Source organism: Pedobacter heparinus DSM 2366 (genome assembly GCF_000023825.1).
GTDB classification, from domain to species: Bacteria; Bacteroidota; Bacteroidia; order Sphingobacteriales; family Sphingobacteriaceae; genus Pedobacter; species Pedobacter heparinus.
In genome coordinates, this window is sequence record NC_013061.1 from 1,498,878 (window position 1) to 1,523,721 (window position 24,844).

At 39.9% G+C, this 24,844-nt stretch carries 20 protein-coding genes and 2 tRNA genes; 11 read left to right on the forward strand and 11 right to left on the reverse strand.

Features of this window, described 5'->3' with window-relative positions; translation table 11 throughout:
* Positions 1 to 63 precede the first annotated feature (63 nt).
* The 3 genes from PHEP_RS06330 to PHEP_RS06340 form a co-directional block, all read right to left on the reverse strand.
* Positions 64 to 240, reverse strand: coding sequence for a hypothetical protein (locus PHEP_RS06330; RefSeq protein WP_012781427.1), 177 nt, complete (start codon positions 238 to 240; stop codon positions 64 to 66).
* A 28-nt stretch (positions 241 to 268) separates the two neighbouring features.
* Positions 269 to 342: transfer RNA gene (locus PHEP_RS06335), tRNA-Cys, on the reverse strand.
* A 48-nt stretch (positions 343 to 390) separates the two neighbouring features.
* The gene (locus tag PHEP_RS06340; RefSeq protein ID WP_012781428.1) at positions 391 to 1,140 is read right to left on the reverse strand and encodes a TrmH family RNA methyltransferase; all 750 of its coding nucleotides are present in this window, start codon (positions 1,138 to 1,140) and stop codon (positions 391 to 393) included.
* Here PHEP_RS06340 and tamL point away from each other — a divergent pair.
* The gene (tamL, locus tag PHEP_RS06345) at positions 1,131 to 3,509 is read left to right on the forward strand and encodes a translocation and assembly module lipoprotein TamL (protein WP_049772221.1); all 2,379 of its coding nucleotides are present in this window, start codon (positions 1,131 to 1,133) and stop codon (positions 3,507 to 3,509) included. The two genes, PHEP_RS06340 and tamL, sit on opposite strands and share 10 nt — an antisense overlap.
* Here tamL and PHEP_RS06350 read toward each other — a convergent pair.
* From PHEP_RS06350 to PHEP_RS06370, 5 genes are all read right to left on the reverse strand, one after another.
* Positions 3,506 to 4,036 (reverse strand): hypothetical protein, encoded by a 531-nt coding sequence (locus tag PHEP_RS06350; RefSeq protein WP_012781430.1) that lies wholly within the window; start codon positions 4,034 to 4,036, stop codon positions 3,506 to 3,508. The two genes, tamL and PHEP_RS06350, sit on opposite strands and share 4 nt — an antisense overlap.
* Positions 4,033 to 6,360, reverse strand: coding sequence for a patatin-like phospholipase family protein (locus PHEP_RS06355; RefSeq protein WP_012781431.1), 2,328 nt, complete (start codon positions 6,358 to 6,360; stop codon positions 4,033 to 4,035). The genes PHEP_RS06350 and PHEP_RS06355 overlap by 4 nt, the downstream gene beginning before the upstream one ends.
* A 21-nt stretch (positions 6,361 to 6,381) precedes the next feature.
* Positions 6,382 to 6,855: a TspO/MBR family protein gene (locus tag PHEP_RS06360; RefSeq protein ID WP_012781432.1), complete on the reverse strand. Its 474-nt coding sequence runs from the start codon at positions 6,853 to 6,855 to the stop codon at positions 6,382 to 6,384.
* 43 nt (positions 6,856 to 6,898) lie between these two features.
* The gene (locus PHEP_RS06365) at positions 6,899 to 7,663 is read right to left on the reverse strand and encodes a glycoside hydrolase domain-containing protein (RefSeq protein WP_012781433.1); all 765 of its coding nucleotides are present in this window, start codon (positions 7,661 to 7,663) and stop codon (positions 6,899 to 6,901) included.
* Positions 7,664 to 7,743: 80 nt separating this feature from the next.
* Positions 7,744 to 9,033, reverse strand: coding sequence for a PAS domain-containing protein (locus PHEP_RS06370; protein WP_012781434.1), 1,290 nt, complete (start codon positions 9,031 to 9,033; stop codon positions 7,744 to 7,746).
* 144 nt (positions 9,034 to 9,177) lie between these two features.
* Here PHEP_RS06370 and PHEP_RS06375 point away from each other — a divergent pair, with 144 nt between their 5' ends.
* A complete protein-coding gene (locus tag PHEP_RS06375) occupies positions 9,178 to 9,693 on the forward strand; it encodes a DUF2911 domain-containing protein (protein ID WP_012781435.1) in 516 nt (171 codons plus the stop codon).
* A gap of 45 nt (positions 9,694 to 9,738) precedes the next feature.
* Positions 9,739 to 9,810 (forward strand) — tRNA-Arg (locus PHEP_RS06380).
* A gap of 70 nt (positions 9,811 to 9,880) precedes the next feature.
* Here the strand turns inward: PHEP_RS06380 and PHEP_RS06385 are convergent.
* From PHEP_RS06385 to PHEP_RS06395, 3 genes are all read right to left on the reverse strand, one after another.
* Positions 9,881 to 10,381: a DinB family protein gene (locus tag PHEP_RS06385; RefSeq protein WP_012781436.1), complete on the reverse strand. Its 501-nt coding sequence runs from the start codon at positions 10,379 to 10,381 to the stop codon at positions 9,881 to 9,883.
* 114 nt (positions 10,382 to 10,495) lie between these two features.
* Positions 10,496 to 11,641 (reverse strand): FAD-dependent oxidoreductase, encoded by a 1,146-nt coding sequence (locus PHEP_RS06390; protein WP_012781437.1) that lies wholly within the window; start codon positions 11,639 to 11,641, stop codon positions 10,496 to 10,498.
* 29 nt (positions 11,642 to 11,670) lie between these two features.
* Positions 11,671 to 12,429: a helix-turn-helix domain-containing protein gene (locus PHEP_RS06395; protein WP_012781438.1), complete on the reverse strand. Its 759-nt coding sequence runs from the start codon at positions 12,427 to 12,429 to the stop codon at positions 11,671 to 11,673.
* Between the two features lie 389 nt (positions 12,430 to 12,818).
* On the opposite strand from PHEP_RS06395, the gene PHEP_RS06400 reads away from it, so the two are divergent.
* The 8 genes from PHEP_RS06400 to PHEP_RS06435 all read left to right on the forward strand — a co-directional run bounded on the left by PHEP_RS06400 (position 12,819) and on the right by PHEP_RS06435 (position 24,759).
* A complete protein-coding gene (locus PHEP_RS06400) occupies positions 12,819 to 13,403 on the forward strand; it encodes an RNA polymerase sigma factor (protein ID WP_162141637.1) in 585 nt (194 codons plus the stop codon).
* 132 nt (positions 13,404 to 13,535) lie between these two features.
* On the forward strand, positions 13,536 to 14,507 hold the full coding sequence (locus PHEP_RS06405; protein ID WP_162141638.1) for a FecR family protein: 972 nt from the start codon (positions 13,536 to 13,538) through the stop codon (positions 14,505 to 14,507).
* 180 nt (positions 14,508 to 14,687) lie between these two features.
* Positions 14,688 to 18,113 (forward strand): TonB-dependent receptor, encoded by a 3,426-nt coding sequence (locus PHEP_RS06410; RefSeq protein WP_143715707.1) that lies wholly within the window; start codon positions 14,688 to 14,690, stop codon positions 18,111 to 18,113.
* A gap of 21 nt (positions 18,114 to 18,134) precedes the next feature.
* On the forward strand, positions 18,135 to 19,976 hold the full coding sequence (locus PHEP_RS06415; RefSeq protein WP_012781442.1) for a RagB/SusD family nutrient uptake outer membrane protein: 1,842 nt from the start codon (positions 18,135 to 18,137) through the stop codon (positions 19,974 to 19,976).
* A gap of 22 nt (positions 19,977 to 19,998) precedes the next feature.
* Positions 19,999 to 20,961, forward strand: coding sequence for a DUF5017 domain-containing protein (locus tag PHEP_RS06420; protein WP_162141639.1), 963 nt, complete (start codon positions 19,999 to 20,001; stop codon positions 20,959 to 20,961).
* 209 nt (positions 20,962 to 21,170) lie between these two features.
* Positions 21,171 to 22,691: a CBM96 family carbohydrate-binding protein gene (locus PHEP_RS06425; protein ID WP_012781444.1), complete on the forward strand. Its 1,521-nt coding sequence runs from the start codon at positions 21,171 to 21,173 to the stop codon at positions 22,689 to 22,691.
* Positions 22,692 to 22,770: 79 nt separating this feature from the next.
* Positions 22,771 to 23,211, forward strand: coding sequence for a hypothetical protein (locus PHEP_RS06430; RefSeq protein ID WP_012781445.1), 441 nt, complete (start codon positions 22,771 to 22,773; stop codon positions 23,209 to 23,211).
* Between the two features lie 162 nt (positions 23,212 to 23,373).
* Positions 23,374 to 24,759 carry a Gfo/Idh/MocA family oxidoreductase gene (locus PHEP_RS06435; RefSeq protein ID WP_012781446.1) on the forward strand — a complete coding sequence of 462 codons (1,386 nt, stop codon included), beginning with the start codon at positions 23,374 to 23,376 and terminating at the stop codon, positions 24,757 to 24,759.
* Positions 24,760 to 24,844 lie beyond the last annotated feature (85 nt).

The following is a 24,844-nucleotide window of genomic DNA, read 5'->3' on the forward strand; positions in this document are numbered from 1 at the left end:
ATAAGTTATATGTAAAAGCCTTTCTGTTTTGCAGAAAGGCTTTTAATTTTGTTTGAAAAAAACTTATGCTTTTGCAGTTAATTGAGCAATAACAGCGTTGTTTTTAGCCAACTGATCTTTTGTAGATTGTTTAGATCTGCTGCCTAATTCGATGTTGGTAGCTAATTTTAAGAATTTCACATCTAATTTTGCGAAAGTTTTATTTCTTCTGTCTTTTCTTTTTAATCTGGTAACTGCCATGTCAATCTTTTTTATTTATTAATAAATCTGGAGGTCGAGAGCGGATTCGAACCGCTGTAGGAGGTTTTGCAGACCTCTGCCTAGCCACTCGGCCACTCGACCTGTTGAAATTCAGGCTGCAAAAATAGTAAATATAAGTTAGGATGCAACTTATTTGTTTAAATTTCTGCTAATATCTGCACATAATATAGCGGCAGATATGGCAACGTTCAAGGACTCAGCACCTCCAATGCGTGGAATGGTTACCGGGTGTGTAATTAATTTCATCACCGGGGGGGTAATTCCTTGCCCTTCGTTGCCCAAAATAACCAGTCCTTCGTTGCCCCAGTCCGTCTTATAAATACTTTTGCCATCTAAAACTGCACCAAACACAGGCAGTTTGACGTTTGTTAAAATTCCGGGCAGGTCTTCATAAAAAATATTAACCCTGCTTAAAGAGCCCATTGTTGCCTGTACTGTTTTTGGATTGTATACTTCCACACAATTGTTGGAGCAGATGATGTTTTTAAAGCCGAACCAATCGGCTGTACGGATAATGGTACCCATATTGCCCGGATCCTGTACTCCATCCAGTACTAAAGAGAAAAGATTTTTAGGTGTAGCAGGTTTAAAAAGAGGTGGTTCGGGAATGTTTACCAATGCTAGAATGCCCTGTGGGGTTTGCAGTGTACTAATCTTATCAAGTTCAGCGTTGTTTACTTCAAATAACTTTATATTTGCTGGCAAAGCTGGAAGTAATGATTGGTATTGTGCAAGGTAATAGATGCTGTGTACCTGGTAATTGGAGTGAATAAATTCTTCAATAGATTTTATACCTTCAATAATAAATATCCCGTTTTCTTTGCGGTACTTTTTTTGATGTAACGATTTTATAAAACTTATCTGAGATTTTGAAAGCATACCACGATTATAAAAATAATGTTCTGTTTCCTGCAATATTACTATTTATTATTGTTTTTGTGACAGCTTGTTCATCAACAAAGTACATTGCCGATTACCAGTCGATCGTTAAAAACGTAGAAATAGACAGTATTCCGAAACAGTTTGAAGAAGAAGCTTTTAATTATATCCAGAAAGATATCAGGCCTGCATCAAGGCTGGGTATCAATGTGTTGATATATAATATGTTCAATACCAAAGACGGTAAGTATAAAACAACCAATATTAAACCTTTGGGCACCCCGCCACCAATTTTAGACAGTGCACTGGTAGAGATTTCACGTAACCAAATAGAAAAATACCTGATGAGTAAAGGTTATTTTAATGCTCGTGTCAAATCTGATATTGAAGTGAAAAATCAACGGGCAGCAGTGTTTTTTAAGGCTAATACAGGTTCGTCATTTGCAGTAAATAAAGTTTCATATGAAATTCCCGATGAAAATATCAAAGCGTTGTACCTGTCAAAGAAAAATTCTTTCAGCCATCTGAAAGAAGGGCTGCGTTATGACGATGATTCGCTGGCTTATGAAAGGGATCAGATCTATCAGGTGATGAAACAGAATGGTTATTTTGATTTTGCGCGCCCTTATGTGAAGTTTTCTGTAGATTCTAACCTGAACAACAGTAAGGCTAATGTAACACTGATCATCGACAATCCTATTGATAAACCTAAACATCTTCCCTATGCAATTGGTGAAACCAATATTATCGTCGCGCCAAATGCCGATGGTTTTCCGGATTCTATTCCGATGAACAAAAGGTTATTTAATGGGGTAAGGTATACCGATCTTTCTAAGAAATTCAGGCGAAATCCAATTAACCGATACAATTTTCTGCATCAAGGTGATATCTACGACATCAGAAATGAAAATTTAACCTATGACCGTTTATATGAACTGAATGTTTTTAAGAATGTTAAAATAGATTACAACAAAGCCAAAGACAGTTCAAATCATGTAGAGCCTGTGATTCAGCTGATCCCTCAAAAGATCATGAGCAACCGTATAGAGGGTGAGATCCCCTTTAATGCGGGTACTGTAGGATTCACCCTGAGTAATACCTATACCAATAACAATTTGTTCAGGGGAGCGGAAAAGTTTGAGTTTCAGATTAAAGGCGGCTTACAGTCCAGGCTAGGGGCAGGTACTTCTATTTTTAAAGACATTTATCAGCGGGACTTTTCTGTAAGTGCCACGTTAACTGTTCCACGCTTAATGATTCCCTTTGCCAGAACTAAGCCAGGAAGGGGTGGTATGCCACATACGATATTTTCTGCCAGTTATCTTTACGGACTGCAAAAAAGTGCTTTTCAACGTAAAGTAATCCTTACATCTTTTGCTTACGAGTTTAGGGAAACAAGGTCTAAATTCCACGTTGTGACACCATTAAATTTTGAATATCGTTTTGGAAACTTGTTGCTGGATTCGACCACGACAAATGTGGGGGATTTGATTAACAATTTATATACACTTGAATTATTCAGTAGGAAAAGTGTGACGTTTGGAATTAAGTATGCTTATTCCCTTAATGCAGAAAAACTATCGACGAATAGCAATTTCCTTTACTTTAGGGGAGATATTGATCTTGCCGGTAACCTATTGGAGGGCATTTCAAAGGTATTAAAAACAAAGGTTGATACTGCGGGCAATGCAACTATTTTTGGTGTTCCGTTTAATCAATATGTACGACCTGACATTGATTTTCGCTTGTATAGAAGGCTGGGTGGAGACAGACAGCTTGTTGTCAGGTTAAATACAGGGATCGGTTATGCCTATGGAAACTCTAAGTACATCCCTTTTGAGAAATTATTTTATGGTGGTGGATCAAGCGGGGTAAGGGCCTGGCAGGCAAGAACTTTGGGGCCGGGAAATTACAATAGGGGAGAATCGTTAAAGACCGAAGAGGAACGTAGGTTGTATTATGGTCTTGATCAGACAGGCGAACTGCATATTGAAACAAACATTGAATACAGATATAAACTACTGAATAAGTTTTTTGGTGCTAAATTAAAGGGTGCTGTATTTTTAGATGCTGGAAACATCTGGAATGTTTCCAATGGAACATCAGAAACGAGATTTGATTTTAAAAGGTTAGGCAGCCAGATTGCGCTGGGTGCCGGTACTGGTTTCAGGTACGATGTGCAATATTTTGTTTTTAGATTTGATGTAGGCTTAAAGCTTAAGGACCCCCAGTTTTCCGGTTCCGAGCAATGGGTTATCAGCAAGTTTTTAAGTGGCGGTAAGGCCTTTAGAAGTGCTTATGATGCAATGAACAGCCCGGATAATTACCGTTTTGTACAGTATAATTTTGGTATAGGAATGCCTTTTTAAAACATTCCTTTTAATCCGTCAAAAATGGTTTCAAAAAAAGTAGAAAGATTTAAACCGTTACTGTGGTTGAAATAAATAAAGATTATAAGTATGATGACTGCAGCTATGATGAATTTTCTGAAGGCAAAAGCCAGAAATATAATAAGTGCGGGGAAAATAATGAGCCACATACTATTGATGGTATATGGGTTAAGTGAGCCATCTTTTTTATAAACGTATAGTAACTTACTGTGCGTGCCGCTTTCGTTCTGATGTTTGATGTAAACAAATGCAGAACGTTCTAGCTGAAGTGGTAAAATAGCCACACCATCATTAAATGTAACAGGCTGTGTAAAACCACTTACAGTAAAGGTATAGAGTCCGTTGATCTTTTCTATAGGATTGTCCAGAGAATCAGCTGCTATAATAGCAAGTTTACTGTTTTTAAGCAGGCTTTCTTTAACTATGAAATTATTGATGGCTGCTTTTTGTGCAAAGGCAAAACTGCTGAACGCCAAAAACAGAAGCAATAAATAGGTTCGTTTCATTCTGTAGATCGTTTATTGTAAATTAAGTACCCCAAATGTAACAAAACACCGTTTCTTTTTATGGGGTCATCGTATAAATTATAACTCAGGCCAATGGGGCCCAGGGGAGTATGGTAAACCAGTCCGGCTGTTCCGGCATAATGCCATTTGGTAAAGGCGGTTTTATGCGTAATACCCTGAAAACCTACTTTTTCAAATTCCCGGTAAGGTAAGAATACATAGCCTTCTATCCGAATATCCAGACTTCTTTTTAAGCTGTATACATTTTTAATGCCTCCTGCGAGATAGGTAGTTGCCCTAAAATTTTCCAGAAATACGGACCTGCTGTCCTGTAAGGGATAAAATGCCGGGGCAGCCAACAGGGTTGAATAATAGTTGGAGAATAACGGTTGATTGGAGTACACTGCTTCTGCCAGGTAACCCATGGTATATTTGTTCAGGTGCAAAAAATAGTTTTCCTCGCTCATTTTAATTTTTATCCATTGCCGGAACTGTTTATTTACACTGACTTTAGTATTAGCCAGCAGGGGTAAACTGGTGCCGTTAATGTTGCCTGGTGTATAACTTTCTCTTCCGGCAAAATAATTAAAGCTGAGCAGGAAATTGCGTCCTTTATTTGCATATTGTTTACGGTTAAAGGTATATTGTTCGAAGGCAAGGGTAGACATAGCGCCGTTTAACACTGTTTTCTCCAGTATATCGCCAATGGAAAAAGTATTGTTAGGGCTATAGCGGTCGTTATTGTTAATGAAGGCCGTGCTAAGTGTGATTTTGGCATTTCTGTTTAGGGGCATGCCCATTTTTAACTCTATTTTTCTATCCGACTGCTCAATATAGGTTGGGCGTGGGTTTTCTATAAAAATGGAGCTTGTTTTGTAATAATCAAAGTGGTTATAAGTTACATCTGCTGCCAGGAATAGGGGAAGGCCGGAAGGGTAATCTATTCGGCCATTCATCTGTAAAGATTCATAGAATCGACCTGAATAGAGGTTTAGGCCAAAAGTATAGGCTTTTCGTGCCAGATAATTGTACTGTAAACCTAAAAATACATTGCTGATAGGTCGGCTGGAAATATTTCCGCCGAAATCAATTTTCAGGCTTTTCCTGGGCTGGGCAATGATTTCGAGGTTGTAGTTATCTGATACCGGATTATAGGATATCCGGGGATAAATGGTTTCAAATGTCTCATCGGCTACCAGCTTATAATACCCTTGTTTGATGTCATTAATATTAAATGTGGGTTTGTTGTCTCTTTTAAAGAGCCGTTCAACGTATTTCTTTTGCTGGTCGTTGACGCCTGATACTGTTACATTGCTGAAAACCAGATCAGGTTTTCTATTGTTGAAATCGTTGCGCCTGGTCATCAGATCATTGATGTTTACCCGTCTTTTTATCTTTTTTTTAATTTCATCCATATTGGCCATCGTTGCATCATAACCTTGTTTGATCAGGGCCTGGACAGGGTTAAAATTAGTCACATTGTAATCTTTAAGGTCGGGTTGTATATAAACGCCGTTATCGCCAATCAGGGTAGAGTCAGATTTGGAAAGGAACATAAATACCATTAGCCTGTTTACCAGTCGCTCATCCCGGTTTTTAGGATATTCGTTATAAGTTTTGGAAGAAACATTGGCACCGATCATGACTTCGGGGTTAAATTCCTTTTTCATTACATCAGCCGGAAAGTTGTTGTATAAACCTCCGTCGAAAACATATTTCCCCTCGAGTTTTATGGGGCGGTAGATTAGTGGAACAGTCATGGTTGCCCTGACTGCCTCGGCCAGGTTCCCTTTTTTTACTGTAATGCTGGTTTGCGATAAAACATCAGAAACCATACAACGATATGGAACAAACAGGTTGTCGAAATTGTCTTTAGATATCGCCGAAGCCTGCGAAAAAAGCTCAAGCAGCGCAAAATTCAGTGGAATATCGTTCACCAGGTTAGACCTGAATGTCATCCTTAAGCTGGTATCCAGGGATAGCTTGGCCGTAACAATAGAGGGGTTTAGTGGTTTCTTTTGAAAGAAAAAAGTATAGTCGCTTTTAAAGCGGCCACTTACCCAGTCTTGAAAGTCCGGACTTAAAGCAATTTTTTCAATCTGGCCAGGGGTATAGCCGGCAGCGTACATAGCCCCCACTATGCCACCCATAGAAGTTCCGGTGATGTAATCTATCGGAATGTTATTTTCTTCCAGTGCTTTTAGGGTGCCAATATGCGCTATTCCTTTTGCGCCGCCGCCACTTAATACCAAACCTACTTTTTGAGCATATACGGGAAATGTCAAAACAGCAAGGGTAAATACAAGTAGTTTCTTTAAAAACATCACACCCTAAAAATAGGGAAATTAGTTCAGAATGAAGATATTATAAGTAAGTACAGTTGCAAAAGCAACCCATAAAATATAAGGGATAAAAAGCAGGCCCGCCAGTTTATCAATTTTATAAAATACAAGGGCATTGATGATTATTACAATAAGCAATGCTATAATTTCGAACAATGCTACGCCAAGCTGATGGGCATAAAAGAAGATGAACGACCACATCAGGTTTAAAACCAGTTGTATGAGGTAAATGGCAATGGTACGTGGGAAGCGGGTTATGGTATGTCTTTTTTGCCATACCAGGTAGGCCGAAATACCTATCAATACATACAGGCTGCTCCACACCGGAGCAAAAATCTCATTTGGAGGGTTAAACGAAGGCTTTGTAAGGGTTACATACCAGGTTTTTACAGAACTTGCCGTAAAAAATGCTCCTATTGCCCCAATAATAAGTGGCACGGCTAGGTTAACAATAAAAGCAATTGGATTAAATTTCATAAGTTAGTTTCGTAAATAACAACAGCGGATATTAAACTGTTTGCTATTTTGTTTTTTGACTGGCCGTAATGGACATGCTGAAGTTATAATAAAGTACATCTCCCTTTTTCATCCGATGCTCACCACTGTAGTTATCAGCCAGAATGGCTTTGCCTTTTTGTTCGATATGGATGCCTCCTTTATCTCCATTTGACCAGGAGATGGGGGCAGTTTTATGTTGATTGTCTTCCAGAGTATACAACAGGCCACCAGTTATATTGCCAACCCATACTTTAGCCTGATCTTTGCCGGCAGCATCCCATTTCCAGTCAATTACCGGATCACGTTCATCACCCTTTTGGTTAAGTCCTCTTATATATTTTGCTGCTTCGGGTGTAAAGGGAATGTGTAGCCTGATGTTTTCCAGGTCTATATTATTTAATGCAGTGATTTTGACTACATAAATCATTTTTCCATGTAAGTTAAGGCTGCCACTTACTTCCATGTCAAGGCTGTCGGATGTGTTTTTTACGATCCAGCTTGCTTTGTCTGGCCTGCCTTTAGAGATCTCGAGCGGTGTGCTTTTAAATTTAATGTCTTTGTGGTTAGTTAAGCGGGGTATATGAAAATGAATAGGCTCTGTGACGAGTTTAAATGAAGTCTGGATCATTGCAGGAAAGCCATCTGTATTCAAATCCAGTTGCTTACCAGGAAGGTAAATACTAGTGCCTTTAACTGTAAGAGGGGGGTAAGCAGCTTGCAAATCCTGTGCGCCAGAGTTTTTAAACAGAAAAAGAATGATAGATAGGGTAATTATTTGTTTCATCATAGTTATGTCGGGTTTATCCGAAAATATTGAAATGGTAAAGATTTCTAAAAGTAAAACATTTTAAGCTTAGTTTATACATCCTATGATTCAATTTTCCTGGTCAGATGAACAATTTCCTTAATAGATTCATCCATTTGTATGGCTGTATGCTTAACCCTGGCCAGGAGCTCCAGGTTATCCGGATCGTCGGGCTCAATATTAAAAAGATCTACCAGCCCCAGTAAATTAGATACCGGGCCACGGATCTGATGTGCCTGTACCCATGCTATTTCTTTAAACTTCTTGTTCTGGACCTCTATTTTATGCTGATAATTCTGCTGGGCTGTATTGTCGGTAAAATAAACTGCTAAGCCTGAATCTGTAGGGTAAGCATTAACCGAGAGCCATATATTTAATGGTGGATAAAATTCTTCAAAGTGAACTGAAACATTTTCTGATAAAGCTTTTTGATACAATTGAAAATAGGCCAGGTCTCTGGCCTCTGGAAAATATTCCCAAAGATTTTTTCCAATTATTCCTATCCTGCTTGTTTGAATGATCTTTTCGAATGCTTTATTAATATAGGTTAATTCCCAGTTTCTGTTTACGGTAAAAAAACCATCTGTTATGCTTTCCAAGATATTTTCTATTTCTTTTGCTTTTTTCTTAAGTGCATTTTCAGCCTTTACTGTGACATCAATATCTATGGCCGTCACCAGTTTACAGATTTTACCGGCAAACCGGATCTGGTGGGTGAATATATGTACATAAAAAATTTCTCCGTTTTTTCGTATATGCTGCCAGATACCCGCATTTGAATAAGCTGCAGGCAGTTCTTCATTGATCTTATAAAAAGCTTCCAGTTCGTCGACTGGCCTGATGTCTTTTGCAGTTAGTTCGAGAAACTCCTCTCTGGTGTATCCATATTGACGCAAGGCTGCAGTATTTGCTTCCAGAAATTGAAAGGTGCCCTTTTCATAAATGTACATCGGACTTGGATTTTCTCTGAAAATACTCAGGTAGTTGCAGGTGTTTTGCTTTCTTTCAATAGCCAGTTGTATGGTTTTTTTTAAGAGTAAAGGTTGCAGCCAGGATTCGAGCAACCAATCGTCTGTACCAACAGGGAATGGCTGTTCTGCAGTAGTTGTACCAATAATTAAAATCAGGGGGACATCAGGGAAATCTGTATTTATTTGTGGGATGAATACGGCCGTTTGCTCCATGGCTTCCGTAAGTAAGAATATCACTTCGCAGTCAACGAAAGGAATTTTTTGTGCCGGAACTGAAACAATCTGGCTTTGCTCATATCCTATATTTAGGAGCAGGTTGATGAGGTTTTTATCATTGTCAGAGACACTTTCTCTAACAATTAATATATTCTGATGGAACATAAACGGTAGGTATTAACATCAGCTGATGGTATAGCTATTGAATTTAAAGAATTATATAATGAGATCAAAATATGTTTCTATAAATTATTGCAGATTTGATTTATAAAGTATTTTTTAGCATTTTAGGAATAAAAAAGAATATATATGAAGAAAATAATCGCATTAACATGGGTAGCCCTGTTGTTTACTACCTTCACTGTTTCGGCGCAACAGGACAAAAGTAAAAGGCCAAGTCCACCAGCTAGTGTAAAGGGCACACTAGGTTCCGGAATAGTTGTGAGCATTGATTACAGCCAACCTTCGGTAAAAGGGCGTACAATAGGTAAAGAAATTGCCCCTTATGGTAAAGTCTGGCGTACCGGTGCCAACGAGGCAACCATATTTGAAGTGAGCAAAGACGTAAAGATTGATGGTAAAGTGCTGGCTGCAGGCAAATATGCGCTGCATTCTATTCCCGGTGAAAAGGAGTGGACATTGATCTTTAACAAAAAATGGCAAAAATCGGGAACAGAATATGCTGAAACTGACGATGCTTTACGTGTAGTTGTTAAACCTCTAAAGGCTACTTCCTTCACAGAAAAGATGACTTTTACCATTGATAAGAATGGTAAAATATCCTTAATCTGGGGTGATGTTGTTGTTCCTTTTACAGTAAAATAATTTGATGTGGATTTTAATTAAATGAATCCCTATATTTGCGCTCCGGTTTCCGTAGTTCAATGGATAGAATTTTAGATTCCGGTTCTAAAGATGGGGGTTCGAATCCCTTCGGGAACACAAAAAAAGCGGCCTAAAGCCGCTTTTTTGCTATAATAGAGATTTTAGTTCCATACGAGGTAAAAAAGAATTACTCAGGTACCATCATTCCAAATTCTTCCCATTCTTCTTTTGAAGGACCATAAAGTCCAGGTACCAATAATCCCAAGACGCGCATGATCACAGTCATTTGCCCCCTGTGGTGTGTTTGATGTGCAATCAGTACACGCAATATTTTTCCTTTTTCCCATTGTTCATTGTACATCTCTACCTGATCCGTTAAGCCAGAGTCGGTCCATTTCAACCGAACAGCATTTGCTAATATTCTACAATATTGATGATACAGGCTTAACAGTTCTGTATAATCAGATGGTGGCAAAATATATTCCAGTTCATCCTCTGTAAATAGTCCTGCTTTATGTCCCATTTCGGTAATGGTTTGTGTTAAATGCCAGCCAAGCCGCGCAAGCGAGCGAACGTCAGGGTGGATCTTTTCTTTACGGGTACGCTCTGTAATCGCGGAAAGTACTTTTAGGGTTCCCTGGGTTTCCAATTCCCAATCTTTTGTGAAATCTTCAATGCTCCTGTACATGTTTTAAAAAATTAAAATCTATCTCACAAATTTATAAGTTAAAATCATAAATGCTAAATTTTTTGGCATAAAATAATTGTTAAAACTAAAATTGTTAGCTTGTAGCTGTGTCTTTTAATGACTGAAAAATGCCAGCATTTGTTCCAATGCGGTTTTTGAGTGCATTATTTCGCTGTTTTCTAATGTATCCTGTGTGGCTTCCGCACCTCTTTTAATCATTTGTTTTTCAAAATGTGAGATTGCAGTTTTCATATTTCTGAATTTGGTGCCGGCTAAACATTCTGCCAATTCAAATGCGTCTTGCATAGCTACGTTTGCACCCTCGCCGGCAAATGGCGGCATACAATGAGCCGCATCGCCAATCATGGTAAGGTTATCCTGCGTTTCCCAGGTTTGGTTGAGTGGAAAATAGTATTGCGGACGCGGAATAAAATGTACATCATCGTTAGTGAAAAATTCATGCCATTCCTCACTCCAACTTGCATATGTTTCCTTAAACCATGCAAAGACTTGCGCTTTATTTTTAAAGTCAATGCCACTTTGTGTAACCGAATTTTCAGGTGCTTTGAAGCTTGCTACAAACATAATCGAGCCGTCGCCTTTTGTGCCATATCCTATAAATTGCTCATTACCAAAAGCCATAACTTTTCCACCTTTTGTAAATTCAAAAAGTTTTGGTGCATTTTTTTCTGCATCATAAATATTTCCTTCAATCAATGTAATACCTGAATAGACCGGCTTTTCAGCGCTTAAAAACGGACGAACTTTTGATTTTGCTCCGTCGGCTGCAATTACCAGATCGGCATATATACCTGTTCCGTTTTTGAAATGCAGCAGCCAGCCCTTGCTTTGTTTTTCCATAGATTGGAAATGACTGTCCCACACGACTGTATCTGGTTTTAATGCATTCAATAAAATATCACGCAAAGGCGCGCGATCAATTTCAGGACGATCCTCTGAAATTGTTTTTCCACTGTTATGATCATCAAATTTTATTTGGAGGGCTTGATCCACAATACGCATCTTGCTTGCAATTGGGCGATGATATGCGTAAAATTCATCAATTAAACCTGCTCGTTTCATCGCTTCCAAGCCCGAACCTTCGTGTAAATCTAAGGTAGAACCCTGAACCCGGACATCACGATTCATATCTCTTTCGTAAACTTTTACGTCAGTGTTTTTCATTTGTAATAGCCGAGCTAAAGTTAATCCAGCCATTCCTCCGCCAACAATTGCAACCTTTTTATTTTCCAGTAACATTATCTTAGAATTTGTTTTATACTGCAAAACTATTTCCTGGGTAGCGTTGATAATAGTATAAATCGGTCGTTTTTATTTTTAAATAATTCTTTCGGTACTACGCCCGAAAATTTCTTTATTTCTTTGATGAAGTGATTTTGGTCAGTAAAATTCTCTTCAGGAAAAAGTTTTCCTTGTGCAATGTGTTCCAGCGACGCCCTAAACCTTAAAATGTTGCAATATGTTTTCAGGGAAATACCGAATTGCTGATTGAAATAACGGTTGATTTGGCGGCTGCTCCAAAATACTTTTTCGGAAAGTTCTTTTACTGTAACAGCACCTTTTCCTACGTAAATGAGTTCAAACAATTTGAGTTTGCGTTTATCAATATCTTTCGGCAAAAGCGATTGGATTTTTTTCGTAGCTTTTTCTACAAAAAGGTCAAAATCCTGTAAGTCATCTTTTGTAAAGCCCCAAAAACCTTCGGGTAATAATTTCCCATTATTTACGATGTCTGAAATGGTGTCATGAAAAATATATTCTATCGCAAGTAATTTAAAACTAATGGAAAACATCAATCCATTGGCAGGTATAACAGCTGATTCGTGTTGTGCTGTCCCCAAGCCAAGAAGTGCGATACGGAAAGGTTCTGTGGGCGATTGAAAAAGGAATAAATCAACGCGTCCATCGGGCAATCCTGTAGTTTCTTTATTGCTGTCAGATTGATTGTGCAAAAACCAAAAACTATCTACAAAATCCGAAAGCGGTTTGTGGGGTTTTATGATTTCATAATGCAAATCATTGTCCATGTTGTCTGTCCATTAGCAAGGTTTCGCCTTTTAATGACGCCCAAGAGTTTAGCTTGGTAGTCCGGTTTATATTTGAAAAAAGTCAGTTCAAATTTAGCACTAAAGTTTAATAATAACACAAAGCTACATCTTTGCACATCAGAGTTATACCATTCCAGGCCATAGGATGGGGCTAATGCAATTTCTGTTCATTATGTTGGCAGGTTACACTAAAACAGGAAGGTTACTTTATCCCCTGGATTATTTAATTTATATTTTCTTTTGTTTCAAAATATTTCATACCTTGGTTGTAATTCGTGTACGTACACTTAAATACTGTTTCATTTATGGTCGATAGCGCAGAAATTATAAAAAATAAGCAGAAAAACCCATAATAAAACTTAATGAATATGCCGGAAAAAACAGAACTGAAAGGTGGACTTGCCAAGACCAAGGCACAGGAAATGCTTTTTAGTGAACTGTTCCGGACTTACGAACACCCACTTTATACGCTGGCATTGCGTTTGTCAAAAGATGATTTCGTGGCAAAGGATATCATTCAGGAAGTTTTCCTGACTTTATGGACAATGCGGGAAAAACTACACGAGATCAACAATATTGAAGCTTATCTTTTCCGGATTACAAGATTTAAGGTAATTAAGTATTTACGTAAAGTTTCGGCCGATGACCGCTTAAAAGAAAAGATCTGGATCGCTTTAAAAGACCTGGAGGAAGATGGTGATGCAAGAATAGAGGCTCGTGAATTTGATTCCATCCTGATTTTGGCCATAGCGCAGCTTCCTGCTAAAAGAAAACAAGTGTACCTGTTAAAAAATACTGAGGGCAAAACGTATAAAGATATTGCCCATGAGATGAAAATATCACAGCACACCGTAAAAAACCATTTGTCTTCCGCCAGTGAAGCCATCCGCAAATTTTTTGACCTTACCTTTAAAGCCATAGTGGTTGTGCTCACGACCTTCTGGAATATGTAAATATTTCCGACTGATTTTCAGTTGTTTACCTTTCTTTTTAAGCAATCAGCTGGCCTACAATAGGAAATTGCCCTGAGCTGAAGCTACTATATATAAAAGCTTGAGATGAAAGACCGCATAACATACCTTTTCATGCAGTATTACACAAATAAATCGACTAGAAAAGAACTGGAAGATTTTTTTATGGTCATCAATGCAGCAAAGAATGATAAAGAGCTTAATGACCTGATTAAGCGTGTATACAATGAAATCAAAAAAAACAACCCATCGCTTACCTATATAAATGAAGCCGGTAAACTTGTACTCAGAGAGCCAGACTGGTTATACGAACCGGAGGTTGAAACGCTGCAAACAAGGGCAAAAAAAAGAAGCTTTCATGTATGGCCTGCTGCAGCCTGCTTATTTGTAATTGTTTTTGGTGCAGTAATGTTACAGAAGTTTAATACTGATGTTGTTGAAATTGCCGTAGTGCAAAAGTTTACGGAAAGGGCCGAACATAAGTTTTTATTGCTGAGTGATAGTACCCAGGTGTGGCTCAATGCCTCCAGTACAATTAATTATCCTGAGCAATTTAACGGAAAAAAACGTGAGGTATACCTCAATGGTGAAGCTTATTTTGATGTGAAACATGCCGATAAGATTCCTTTCGTTATCCATACCGGAGAGGTAACTACAGTAGTGCTTGGTACTGCTTTTAATATTAAGGCATACGACGGTCAGCAGCATATTACTGTATCTGTTAAAAGGGGTAAAGTCCAGGTATTGAAACAGGATAAAGTGGTTTCTACTTTAATTAAAGGGCAGGAAATAAAGATCAATAAAAAAGACCTGCAGCAATCTGCAGACAAGGTAATTGAAAATAACAATGCAGGATCATGGCAGTATGGATATTTAACTTACGAGGATGAAAACTTTGGTGACATCATCAGCGATATGGAACGGGTATACAACACAGAGATCATCCTGATGAAGGGACAACTGGAAAAGCTATCTGTAACTACCTCCTTTAACCGTGACATTGGTGCAAAAAAAGCGCTTGAAATCCTTTGTGAGCTAACAGATTCAAAACTGGAAATTAAAAACAACCAATACCTTATAAAGTAACCAGACAACTAACAGAATGTTAACTAAAAGATGAATTGATGAAAGGAACCAGCTAAAATAAATAAACCGTTCCCGGGTACCAGCCGGAGAACGGTATTACGATTAATTAATAACCCATTCGAGAATTATTAAAAACCATTCAAAACTATGCAATTAATCTTTACATACAAGTTTGCTATTATGAAACTTTTTTATCTGATATGCTTTTTAACGCTTAGCGGAGTACTTCAGGCAAACACTTTAGTAGGGCAGGATCTGAACAAGATTGTCGTCTCTTTAGAACTAAAGAGTGCAAGCCTGAAAGAAACGTTGAAACAAATAGAACAACGCAGCAAAATCCGTTTCACTTATAAAAGTGAAGACCTTTCAGGATCTGATCTTGTTACCTATCAGAAGAACAACCAGAAACTGTCAGATGTACTTCAGGAACTGCTGGCCAACACCGGGCTTACCTATGAAAAAATCGCTACAAACGTGCTGATCATCAAAAAAGAATCTGTCTCTAAAGATGCAGAAACAGCACAGGTATCAGCAGTTGTCATACGTGGTAAAGTCACTGATGATAAAGGAATGCCTATCCCTGGCGTTAACGTGTTGATTAAAGGGACCACTAACGGAACTGTAACTGCCCAGGATGGGACTTATACCCTAAATGCTCAGCAAAATACAGGTACGCTGGTTGTTTCCTTTATTGGATACATTAAACAGGAAATCAATTTTTCAGGAGCAGGAACTTATAATGTGAGCCTCGTAAATGAGGATAAAGGCCTGAATGAAGTAGTAGTGATCGGTTACGGTACAACCACCAAAAAAGACCTTACAGGATCGGTAGGCCAGGTAAAAATGGACGACCTGGTAAAAGCTCCGGTTTTCACTTTTACCGAAGCGCTTGCAGGCCGGGTGGCGGGTGTGCAGGTGTCTACAAGTGATGGACAACCAGGCAGTGCACAAGACATCGTAATACGAGGCTCTGGTTCGCTAACCCAAAGTACTGCCCCATTATATGTAATAGATGGTTTTGCGATGGAGAGTTTTCAAAGTAATTCTTTGAACCCCGACGATATTGAATCGATCACCGTACTAAAGGATGCCTCAGGCACAGCAATTTATGGCGCGCGCGGGGCCAATGGGGTAGTCGTAATACAAACCAAAAAAGGAAAAGCAGGAAAACCTGTAATTACACTAAACAGTTCCCTGGGCGTGCAGGAGTTGAGAAAACAAATGGAAATGATGAGCCCTTATGAATTTGTTAAAACGCAATCAGAGATGATCAACACCAATCTGGTAAACCAGGTTTATTTTCCCAACGGTAAAACTTTAGAATCGTACCGGGATGTGGCGGGTGTGAACTGGCAGGACCTGATATTTCGCCGTGGAACCATGCAGACCCATAATTTTGCCGTCAGAGGAGGCGGTGAACAAAGCAGGTATTCTGTATCAGGTGTGTTAAACGACCAGGAAGGTTTAATGATCAATTCAGGATATACCCGTGCGCTTGCCCGGGTTTCGTTAGACCAGGATGTAAGTAAGAAGTTGAAGGTTGGTTTTAATGCCAACTACAGTAATGCCACCTCTTTCGGTTTGGCTGCAGCTTCCAATACCGGGAGCTCGAATCTCTCCAATTATATATTTGCCAATGTATATGGCTACAGGCCGGTTTCGGCAGATGAAAATGCCAATCTGGAAGAAGAACTGATCGACCCTGATGTGGCGGTTAGCAGCAATAATGTACGTATAAACCCGGTTATCACTGCCCAAAATACACACCGTAAAACCATTAACAGCGAAATTGTTGGCAATGCTTATCTTACTTATAATTTTATCAAAGAATTGGCTTTCAATTCAAGAATAGGTTATAGAAAACGCGTGGTCAGAGGTGAAGCTTTCTATAATTCACTAACTCCGCAAGGCTCCCCCCTAAACCCGGTCAATACCCGTGGGATAAATGGAAATTTCAGTTTTGCTGAGAACAATACCTGGACAGCAGAAAATACGCTGACCTATCAAAAAACTTTTAAGGAAGACCATAAACTTACCGCATTAGGAGGCTTTTCGCTTGAAGGGGTTGGTACAAATACTTATGGGGCTACCTCACAGTTTGTTCCAAACGAACAGCTTGGAATGCTGGGATTGGATGAAGGGACACCTTTAGCAATTGCAGCTAGCGGTGGAGATAATAAACTGATGTCTTTTTTTAGCAGAGTGGACTATAACTACAAGTCAAAATATATGCTCAGTCTTGTTGTCCGTGCTGATGGTTCTTCAAAATTCAGGCCAGGCAAACAATGGGGATATTTTCCATCTGCTGCTTTTGCCTGGAACATGACAAGTGAAAGTTTCATGAAGTCTGTTCCTTTAATATCCAATTCTAAACTTAGGTTAAGCCATGGTTTATCTGGTAACAACAGGATTGGTAACTATGAAACTTACAACCGCATCAGTTTTGACAAGATCGTAAATGGTGTTTCCTTTAATGATACTCCACAGCAAACCTCTGCCTGGCTGTCAGAATTGGGTAATACTGATCTTGAATGGGAAACCAGTATTACCACCAACATAGGATATGACCTGGGCCTTTTCAGAAACAGGATTGAACTGACTGCAGAAATATACCGGAAGACAACCGACAACTTGTTGCTTAATGCCCAGATCCCATTCATTTCGGGATATTCGAACACCACCAAAAATATTGGTAAAATTAAAAATGAGGGTTTGGAACTTTCCCTCAATACGGTAAACATTTCTACACCTTCATTCAGATGGGAAAGTAATTTTAACATCAGCTTCAACAGAAGCAAAATTCTTGAACTGACAGAGTCAAGTACTTTATTCTCTGACGTTTCAGGTGGTTTTTCACCGGCTCCCAGTTTGTGGGTAGCAAAAGTGGGGCAGCCGATATCTGTTTTTCACGGTTATGTTTTTGATGGTGTTTATCAGTATGAAGATTTTAATAATCCTGTACCTGGCCTTTATTCGCTGAAGCTTAATGTACCTACAAATGGAAACGCCCGCGCCTCTATACAGCCTGGTGATATCAAATACAGAGACCTGAATGGTGACGGGATTGTTAACGGTTTTGACCAGACCGTAATTGGCAGGGCCGAACCTGTACATACCGGTGGTTTTTCCAATAATTTTTCTTATAATGGTTTAACGCTGAACCTGTTTTTTCAATGGTCGTCCGGAAATGATATTTTTAATGGCAATAGGCTGGTATTTGAAGGTAACTCAAATTATTATTACCACATGAACCAGTTTGCGTCATGGGTAGACAGGTGGTCGCCTACGAACCCCACCAATAAGAATTTCAGAGTAGGTGGCCAGGGCCCCGCGGCAATGGGCTCTTCAAGGGTAATTGAAGACGGTTCTTATCTACGGTTAAAAACGGTATCACTTGCCTATCAGATCCCTTCAAGGTTCATTAATAAACTTTACCTGAAAAACCTTTCAGTTCATGCATCGGCACAAAACCTGCTTACCTGGACCAGTTATTCCGGCCTGGACCCTGAAGTATCTGTTAAGAGTTCGGCCTTAACACGTGGTTTCGACTATTCAGCGTATCCGCAGGCACAGACTATAGTTTTTGGATTGAACGCAACCTTTTAAACCGTATTTAAAAATATTCTCATGAAACAGATCACTTATTTATTAATGATCATAGCTTGTTTAAGTGCAAGCTCATGCAAAAAATTCCTGGAAACAGACCCTAAGGACTTTATTTCTCCTGAAAACTATTATCAAACAGAAGAACATCTCAATCTGGCTTTAAATGGTGTATACGTTCCACTATATTCAAGGCCCGTATATGGCAGCGTATATATGGGCAGGATGAATATGTGCGCAGATGAAGCGTTTTACGCGCGGCAGGAAATAGGCTTGCGTACCAACTCACATGCCGCCGGTGACACAGAACTGGAAGGCATCTGGAAGAGTATGTATACCGGTATAGATCGTGCCAATGCGCTACTTGCCAACCTGCATAAACCCACAATGGATGAGGGTAAAAGACAGATCATCCGCGGACAGGCCTTATTTTTAAGGGGTTATTATTATTTTATGCTGGTGCAGAATTTTGGTGGTGTACCGCTTGTGATATCGCCTACAACCTCTCCGGAAAGTGCCGGGAAACCGCGTGCATCTGTTGCAGAAGTGTATGCCCAGATTGTTAAAGATATGGAAGAATCTGAAAACCTGGTACAGCCTATACGCACATTGGGCTTTGGCGGCAAGATCAGTAAATCTGCTGTACGTGGTATGCTGGCACGTGTAAACCTTTATATGGCTGGCTATCCGTTAAATGACCAGTCGAGATATGCTGAAGCCAGTAAATGGGCAAAAAAGGTAATAGATGATCCAGAAGCTGCACATGTGCTGAACCCGGATTATAAAAATATTTTTATCCGCTATGCCAATGACACTTATGATGTAAGTGAAAGTATATTGGAAGCCGAATTTTACGGGAACAACTCAAACAGTAACAACACTTTTGGTGCTGTTGGCAGTCTGATCGGAATCGCGACCACAAATACTACAATAGGAGGTGCATATGGTATGCATCAGGTTACGGCAAAAATGTATCGTAAATACGAACCCGGTGATGACCGCAGGGACTGGAACATTTCTGCTTTTAACTATAATGCTACTACCGGTGCCAAGGTGTTTTTTAGCCAGGCGCTTTTAGATAACCCACCAAATACGAATATTTATACCAGATATGCAGCAAAATTCAGAAGGGAATATGAAAAGGTACTGCCAAAAATAAATTACAATACGCCCCAGAATTTCCCTATCCTCCGTTTTTCTGACGTATTATTAATGTATGCAGAGGCAGAAAGCCAATCTAAAGGAGTGGTTACCACTGATGCAATTGAAGCTGTTAATAAAGTAAGGAGAAGGGCTTGGTCGCAGGGGATCAAGAATATTGCGGTCACCAGTGGCGGAACTGGTTATACTACCGCACCTTCGGTTACGATTTCGGGTACGGGTGGTGCTACGGCCACGGCAATAATATCAGGTGGTGTGGTAACTGCTATAGTATTAAACCCCGATGCCACATACGGCATGGGCGCAGGCCGGGGTAAATATGCCTCTGTACCTACTATAACATTTAGCGGAGGGGGCGGAAATGGGGCTGCAGCGGTTGCAACAATATACAAAACAGAGGATGCCAATCTTACGAATACCCAAACCGCGTCTAAAGAAAGTTTTATGGAAGTAATCCGTGATGAACGGATGAGGGAACTTGCCTATGAAGCGCTTAGGAAACCCGATCTGATCCGCTGGGGAATGTACATGGCAGAAATGAAACAGACATTAGCCATGATGCAATCAGACAATGCCGTGCAGCCGCTTACCGCATCATGGTATACCCTAACCTATTCAAATGTAGAAGAGAGGAATCTGTTATATCCTATCCCTACCCGCGAAATTACATTAAATCAAGCCTTAGTCCAAAACCCTGGCTGGTAATCATTGACATAAGATGAAGCATATGAAATTTATATATCAAAAACTATTCTTAGTATTATTTATACTATCAGGTTGTTCAAAATTTGATGAGGTGGGCCTGCCTGATTTTGAGGTCAGCACAACCTCATCTACATTTAAAAAAGGTACTCCTGTTGAGTTTACTTTTAATGGAAATCCTCAGTTGATTTCTGTATATACCGGTGAAACTGGCAGAGATTATGCTTATAAAGATGGGAGGGTAATGGACATAAGCAGTCTTAACCTTTCTTTTAACAGTGCAGTAACAAATAGTGCAACAAGCAATCTTCAAACAGGAATGTTTTCCCTTTTGGTTTCTACCGATTTTAATGGTGATTATTCAAATATTACCAGTGTTGAAAATGCTACCTGGACTGATGTAACCAGCAGGTTGAGCAAGCTGGAAGCGAATACGAATGCTACATCCAGTGCGGCCACACCAGCCGCAGGAATAGCACTTACCGATCTTAGGGTAGCAGGAAAACCATTTTTTATTGCTTTTAAGTACAACATCCGTCAGCAAAGCATTTATGGTGTCTGGAAAATATGGACTTTCCAGGCCTTTAGTCTTACCGCTACGGGATCTGCTGGTACACAAGTACTGGGCAATATGACCACTACTGCTTTTCGTGTTGTACAGAAAAATCCCGAGATCATTTCCAGGACTACTGCTACAACTACTGCGCTAACCTTGCAGCATGCAGATCTGACGCTTAATCCCGCAGCTGCAGAGATACCAACACAAAACTGGCTGATCACACAAGGGTTTACAAATACCAATAAGATAGACTATGGTCCCGATCTTGCTATCCCTATACAGGGGGGTACCAGTGCTGTAGAAAAAAAGAACTATACCTACACTTTTGCCAACGCTGGCAAATACAAGGTTTATTTTGTAGCTGCGAATGAGAATACAAAAGACAGAAAAGAAGTGGTAAGGTCAATCGAGCTGACCATTACTGAATAATAAAATACAATACAGGCCGCCATTATAGGTATGAAGTACCCAATCATTGGTGCTGAGGGATACAAATGCCGCTTCAGCAGTAATGGTGTGCCCTTTTCAGAGTGCGTCTGTTTATGGTTTGACAGACGCCTCTATTTTACAATCCTTTTAGATACAGTGCCGGAGAAATTAGGGAAAATATCATCATCATTAACATAATCTATTTAGAAATGAAAAAAGTATTCCTGTTTTTAACAATTGCATTGTGCTTTTCACAATGTAAAAAGGCTGGCAACACCCAGTCAGCTGAATCCGCCAACAGCCGTAAACAGTCTGTCACACAAACGCCGACATCACTCCAGGCAGCTGCAGCAACTGATTTTACGGTTATTTTTATACCAGATACCCAGTATTATATGGATGAAGATAGTCATGGAGGCACTTACTCCATGTTTGTCAAACAAATCGATTGGATCATTGCCAATAAAACCAGTCAGAACATCGTTTATGTGGGCGGGCTTGGAGATATTGTAGACAATGGGAATAATGTTTCGGAATGGAATGAAGCAAAAAACCAATACGCGAGGTTATCGGCTGCCGGAATCCCATATGGTTTAAGTGTGGGTAATCATGATCAATATCCAAACGGGACTCCCGGAGGCAATTCCACTGCAGAATACAATGCAAGGTTTGGAAGAACAGAGTTCCATAACCGTGCCCATTATGGCGGCAATTATTTAGGCCCAAGCAGCAACAACAACGATAGCCATTATGATTTATTTACAGCTGGAGGTATTGACTTCATCGTAATCCATGTAGAATACGATGCTACAGAAGCACATGGATTATCGCTGAACAACTGGGTCGACGAAATATTGGCTGCCCACTCGTCACGGAAAGCAATTGTTGTAACGCATTATGTCATCAACGGATCAGGTGCATTTAGTTCCCAGGCTTCATTGTTGTATAGTAAAATCAAATACCGCCCAAACCTGTTCATGATGTATGGTGGCCATATCAGCGCAAGGGTATCCAATACGGCAACAACCAATGGCAATGTTACACGCTTATACCTGGCAGATTACCAGGGAGAGCCGAATGGGGGAGAAGGATTTCTCCGTATACTCAAATTCAGGCCAGATCTCAATGTAGTAGAAACCAAGTCCTATTCCCCATATCTAAACCAGTATCTTACAGCGGCAAATGAACAGTTTACCCATACCATGTTTACCTTTCCCTATGCTTATCCCGTTGCACTCAATGCTGTTGCAGATGCACATGTAAGAGACGGCGTTAATGGGAATGTAAACTATGGCACCGCCTCATTGATCGTACAGCGCGCCAGCCCCGCAGTAAACAGCTCTTATAAAACCTATCTTAAATTTGACTTAAACAGCATTACCCAACCCATTAAAAGTGCAAAACTCCGGGTATTTGGCAATTCCAATGTAACAGGTACAGGAACCTGCACCATTAATTGTTACGGCAATGGCGATGCATGGACCGAAACCGGGCTTACCTGGAACAATGCCCCTGCTGTAGTCAACGTCAAGCTCGCATCAACCTGGGTCAACAGCCTGAACAAATACCATGAATTTGATGTAACAGGCTATGTACAGGAGCAGGCAGCCGGAGACAAAATCGTTTCCCTGCAATTGAATATGACCGCAAACCAGGACAAGCAATGTAATTTCTATAGTAAAGAAAATGCTGCAGCTGCCAACAGACCCCAGTTATTTATATATCATTAACAGCAATATAAATTGGGGGACAACAAATGAGGAAGCCGAAAATCAATAACAGAGTAGGCAAAACACTAATCATTATACCATGAATATTTTTAATAAATTTAAATCATCCGGCTACAAAAGAGTATTTTTAGCCATTCCTTTGTTGATGGCATTCGTAATTTTTAACGCCTATAAAGGAAAGGATACATCAGCAGTTGTAAAACCAGCTGCACAATTCACAAAAACTACATTAAAAACAGATACCTGTGACCTTTCCAATGCCCTTACCACATTCCAATATCTGGATGGCATTACTCATATAACAACAGGTATTATAAATGTATCGACGAATGCCGTACCTGATGCGCTATACTATGTATGGTACCAGGATGATGCCTATCTAACAACAACTTATGTGCCTTATTTAGACACAGAGCCCTTATGCGGATGGCATGATCTTGACGTCAGAGCGGTGACACCATGCGGTGAAACCAATCGGATCGGAAGTCCTTACACCGGAGCAGGTCCGCACTGTCCTTAATAAATACCAATAAGGCGCACTGCATTTCCCCCAAGCAGTGTTGCCTTAAGCTGAATACATATTTACGCAAACGTTTGTGTAAATATATGGGTTTCTCCAAAAAAATTAAATGACTAATTTGGATTTGTTAAATACTAAATATCAACCATAACCAATACACAAATGAACAATAGAAGAGATTTTTTAAAACTGACCAGCATTGCAGGGGCAGGGCTTCTTGCAGGATGCGCTACCAGAAATGCAAGTGCTGGTACTGGTATAAAAATGCATAACCGGAATTATACCCAAAAATTCAACATGTCTGGCTATGCTGCCCCAAAATTACAAACCGTTCGCGTTGGTTTTATAGGAGTAGGTAACCGGGGAACTTCAGCAGTAACAAGGATGAGTAAAATAGAAGGTGTAGAAATCAAAGCCATATGCGATTTACGACCTGAAAAAGCTCAGGCTGCCAAAAGAAATATCGCAAATACCCCACATAGGCCAGATCTTTATACCGGAGGGGAAAACGAATGGAAAAAAATGTGCGAACGCAATGATATCGACCTGGTTTACATCGCTACACCATGGAATTTACATACCCCCATGGCAGTATTCTCCATGGAACATGATAAGCATGCTGCTGTGGAAGTGCCTGCAGCCGAAACGCTTGAAGAGTGCTGGCAATTGGTCGAAACTTCTGAAAAGACAAAAAAGCATTGCATGATGCTGGAAAACTGTTGTTATGATTTCTTTGAACTGCTTACTTTAAATATGGCACGTCAGGGTTTCTTTGGCGAGATTGTTCATGCAGAAGGCGCTTATTTACATGATCTGCTGGATGAAAACTTCTCCAAAACACAGTATCAGGGCATGTGGCGTTTAAAAGACAATTACAAAAGCGGTAACTTATATCCTACACATGGGTTAGGGCCTGTTGCACAGGCAATGGACATTAACCGGGGCGATAAGATGGATTATCTGGTATCAGTATCCAGTAATGATTTTATGATGGCCGCAAAGGCTAATGAACTTGCTGCAAAGGATGATTTTTATAAAGAATTTGCTGGCAAAAGTTTCCGGGGAAATATGAATGTAACCACCATCCGGACCAGTAAGGGTAAAACCATTATGATCCAGCACGATGTAACCTCACCACGCCCTTATTCAAGGTTACACACCATCAGCGGTACCAAAGCCATCGCCCAGAAATACCCGCTTCCTGCACGCATTGCCACCAATCATTTAAACTGGGTAACACCGGAAGAAATGAAAGTGCTTGAAGAAAGATATCAGCCGGCCATTGTAAAGAAAATTGGTGAAATGGCAAAAAAAGTTGGTGGACATGGGGGGATGGACTTCATGATGGACTGGCGCCTGATCGATTGTTTGCGCAACGGTTTGCCTTTGGACATGGACGTATATGATGCGGCTACCTGGAGCTCGATAAAGCCATTAAGTGAAATATCAGTAGCCAACCGTTCCAATTCTATTGATGTGCCCGATTTTACAGGTGGTTCATGGAAAACGAACAAACAGGTTGACCTTACCTTAAGTCATCTTAAGTAAAAATTAGCCTTCTGTGAAACAGCACCTATGCCGTTTCGCAGAAGGCTAATTTTCAAATCATTTTCGTTAATCAATTGAATTTACT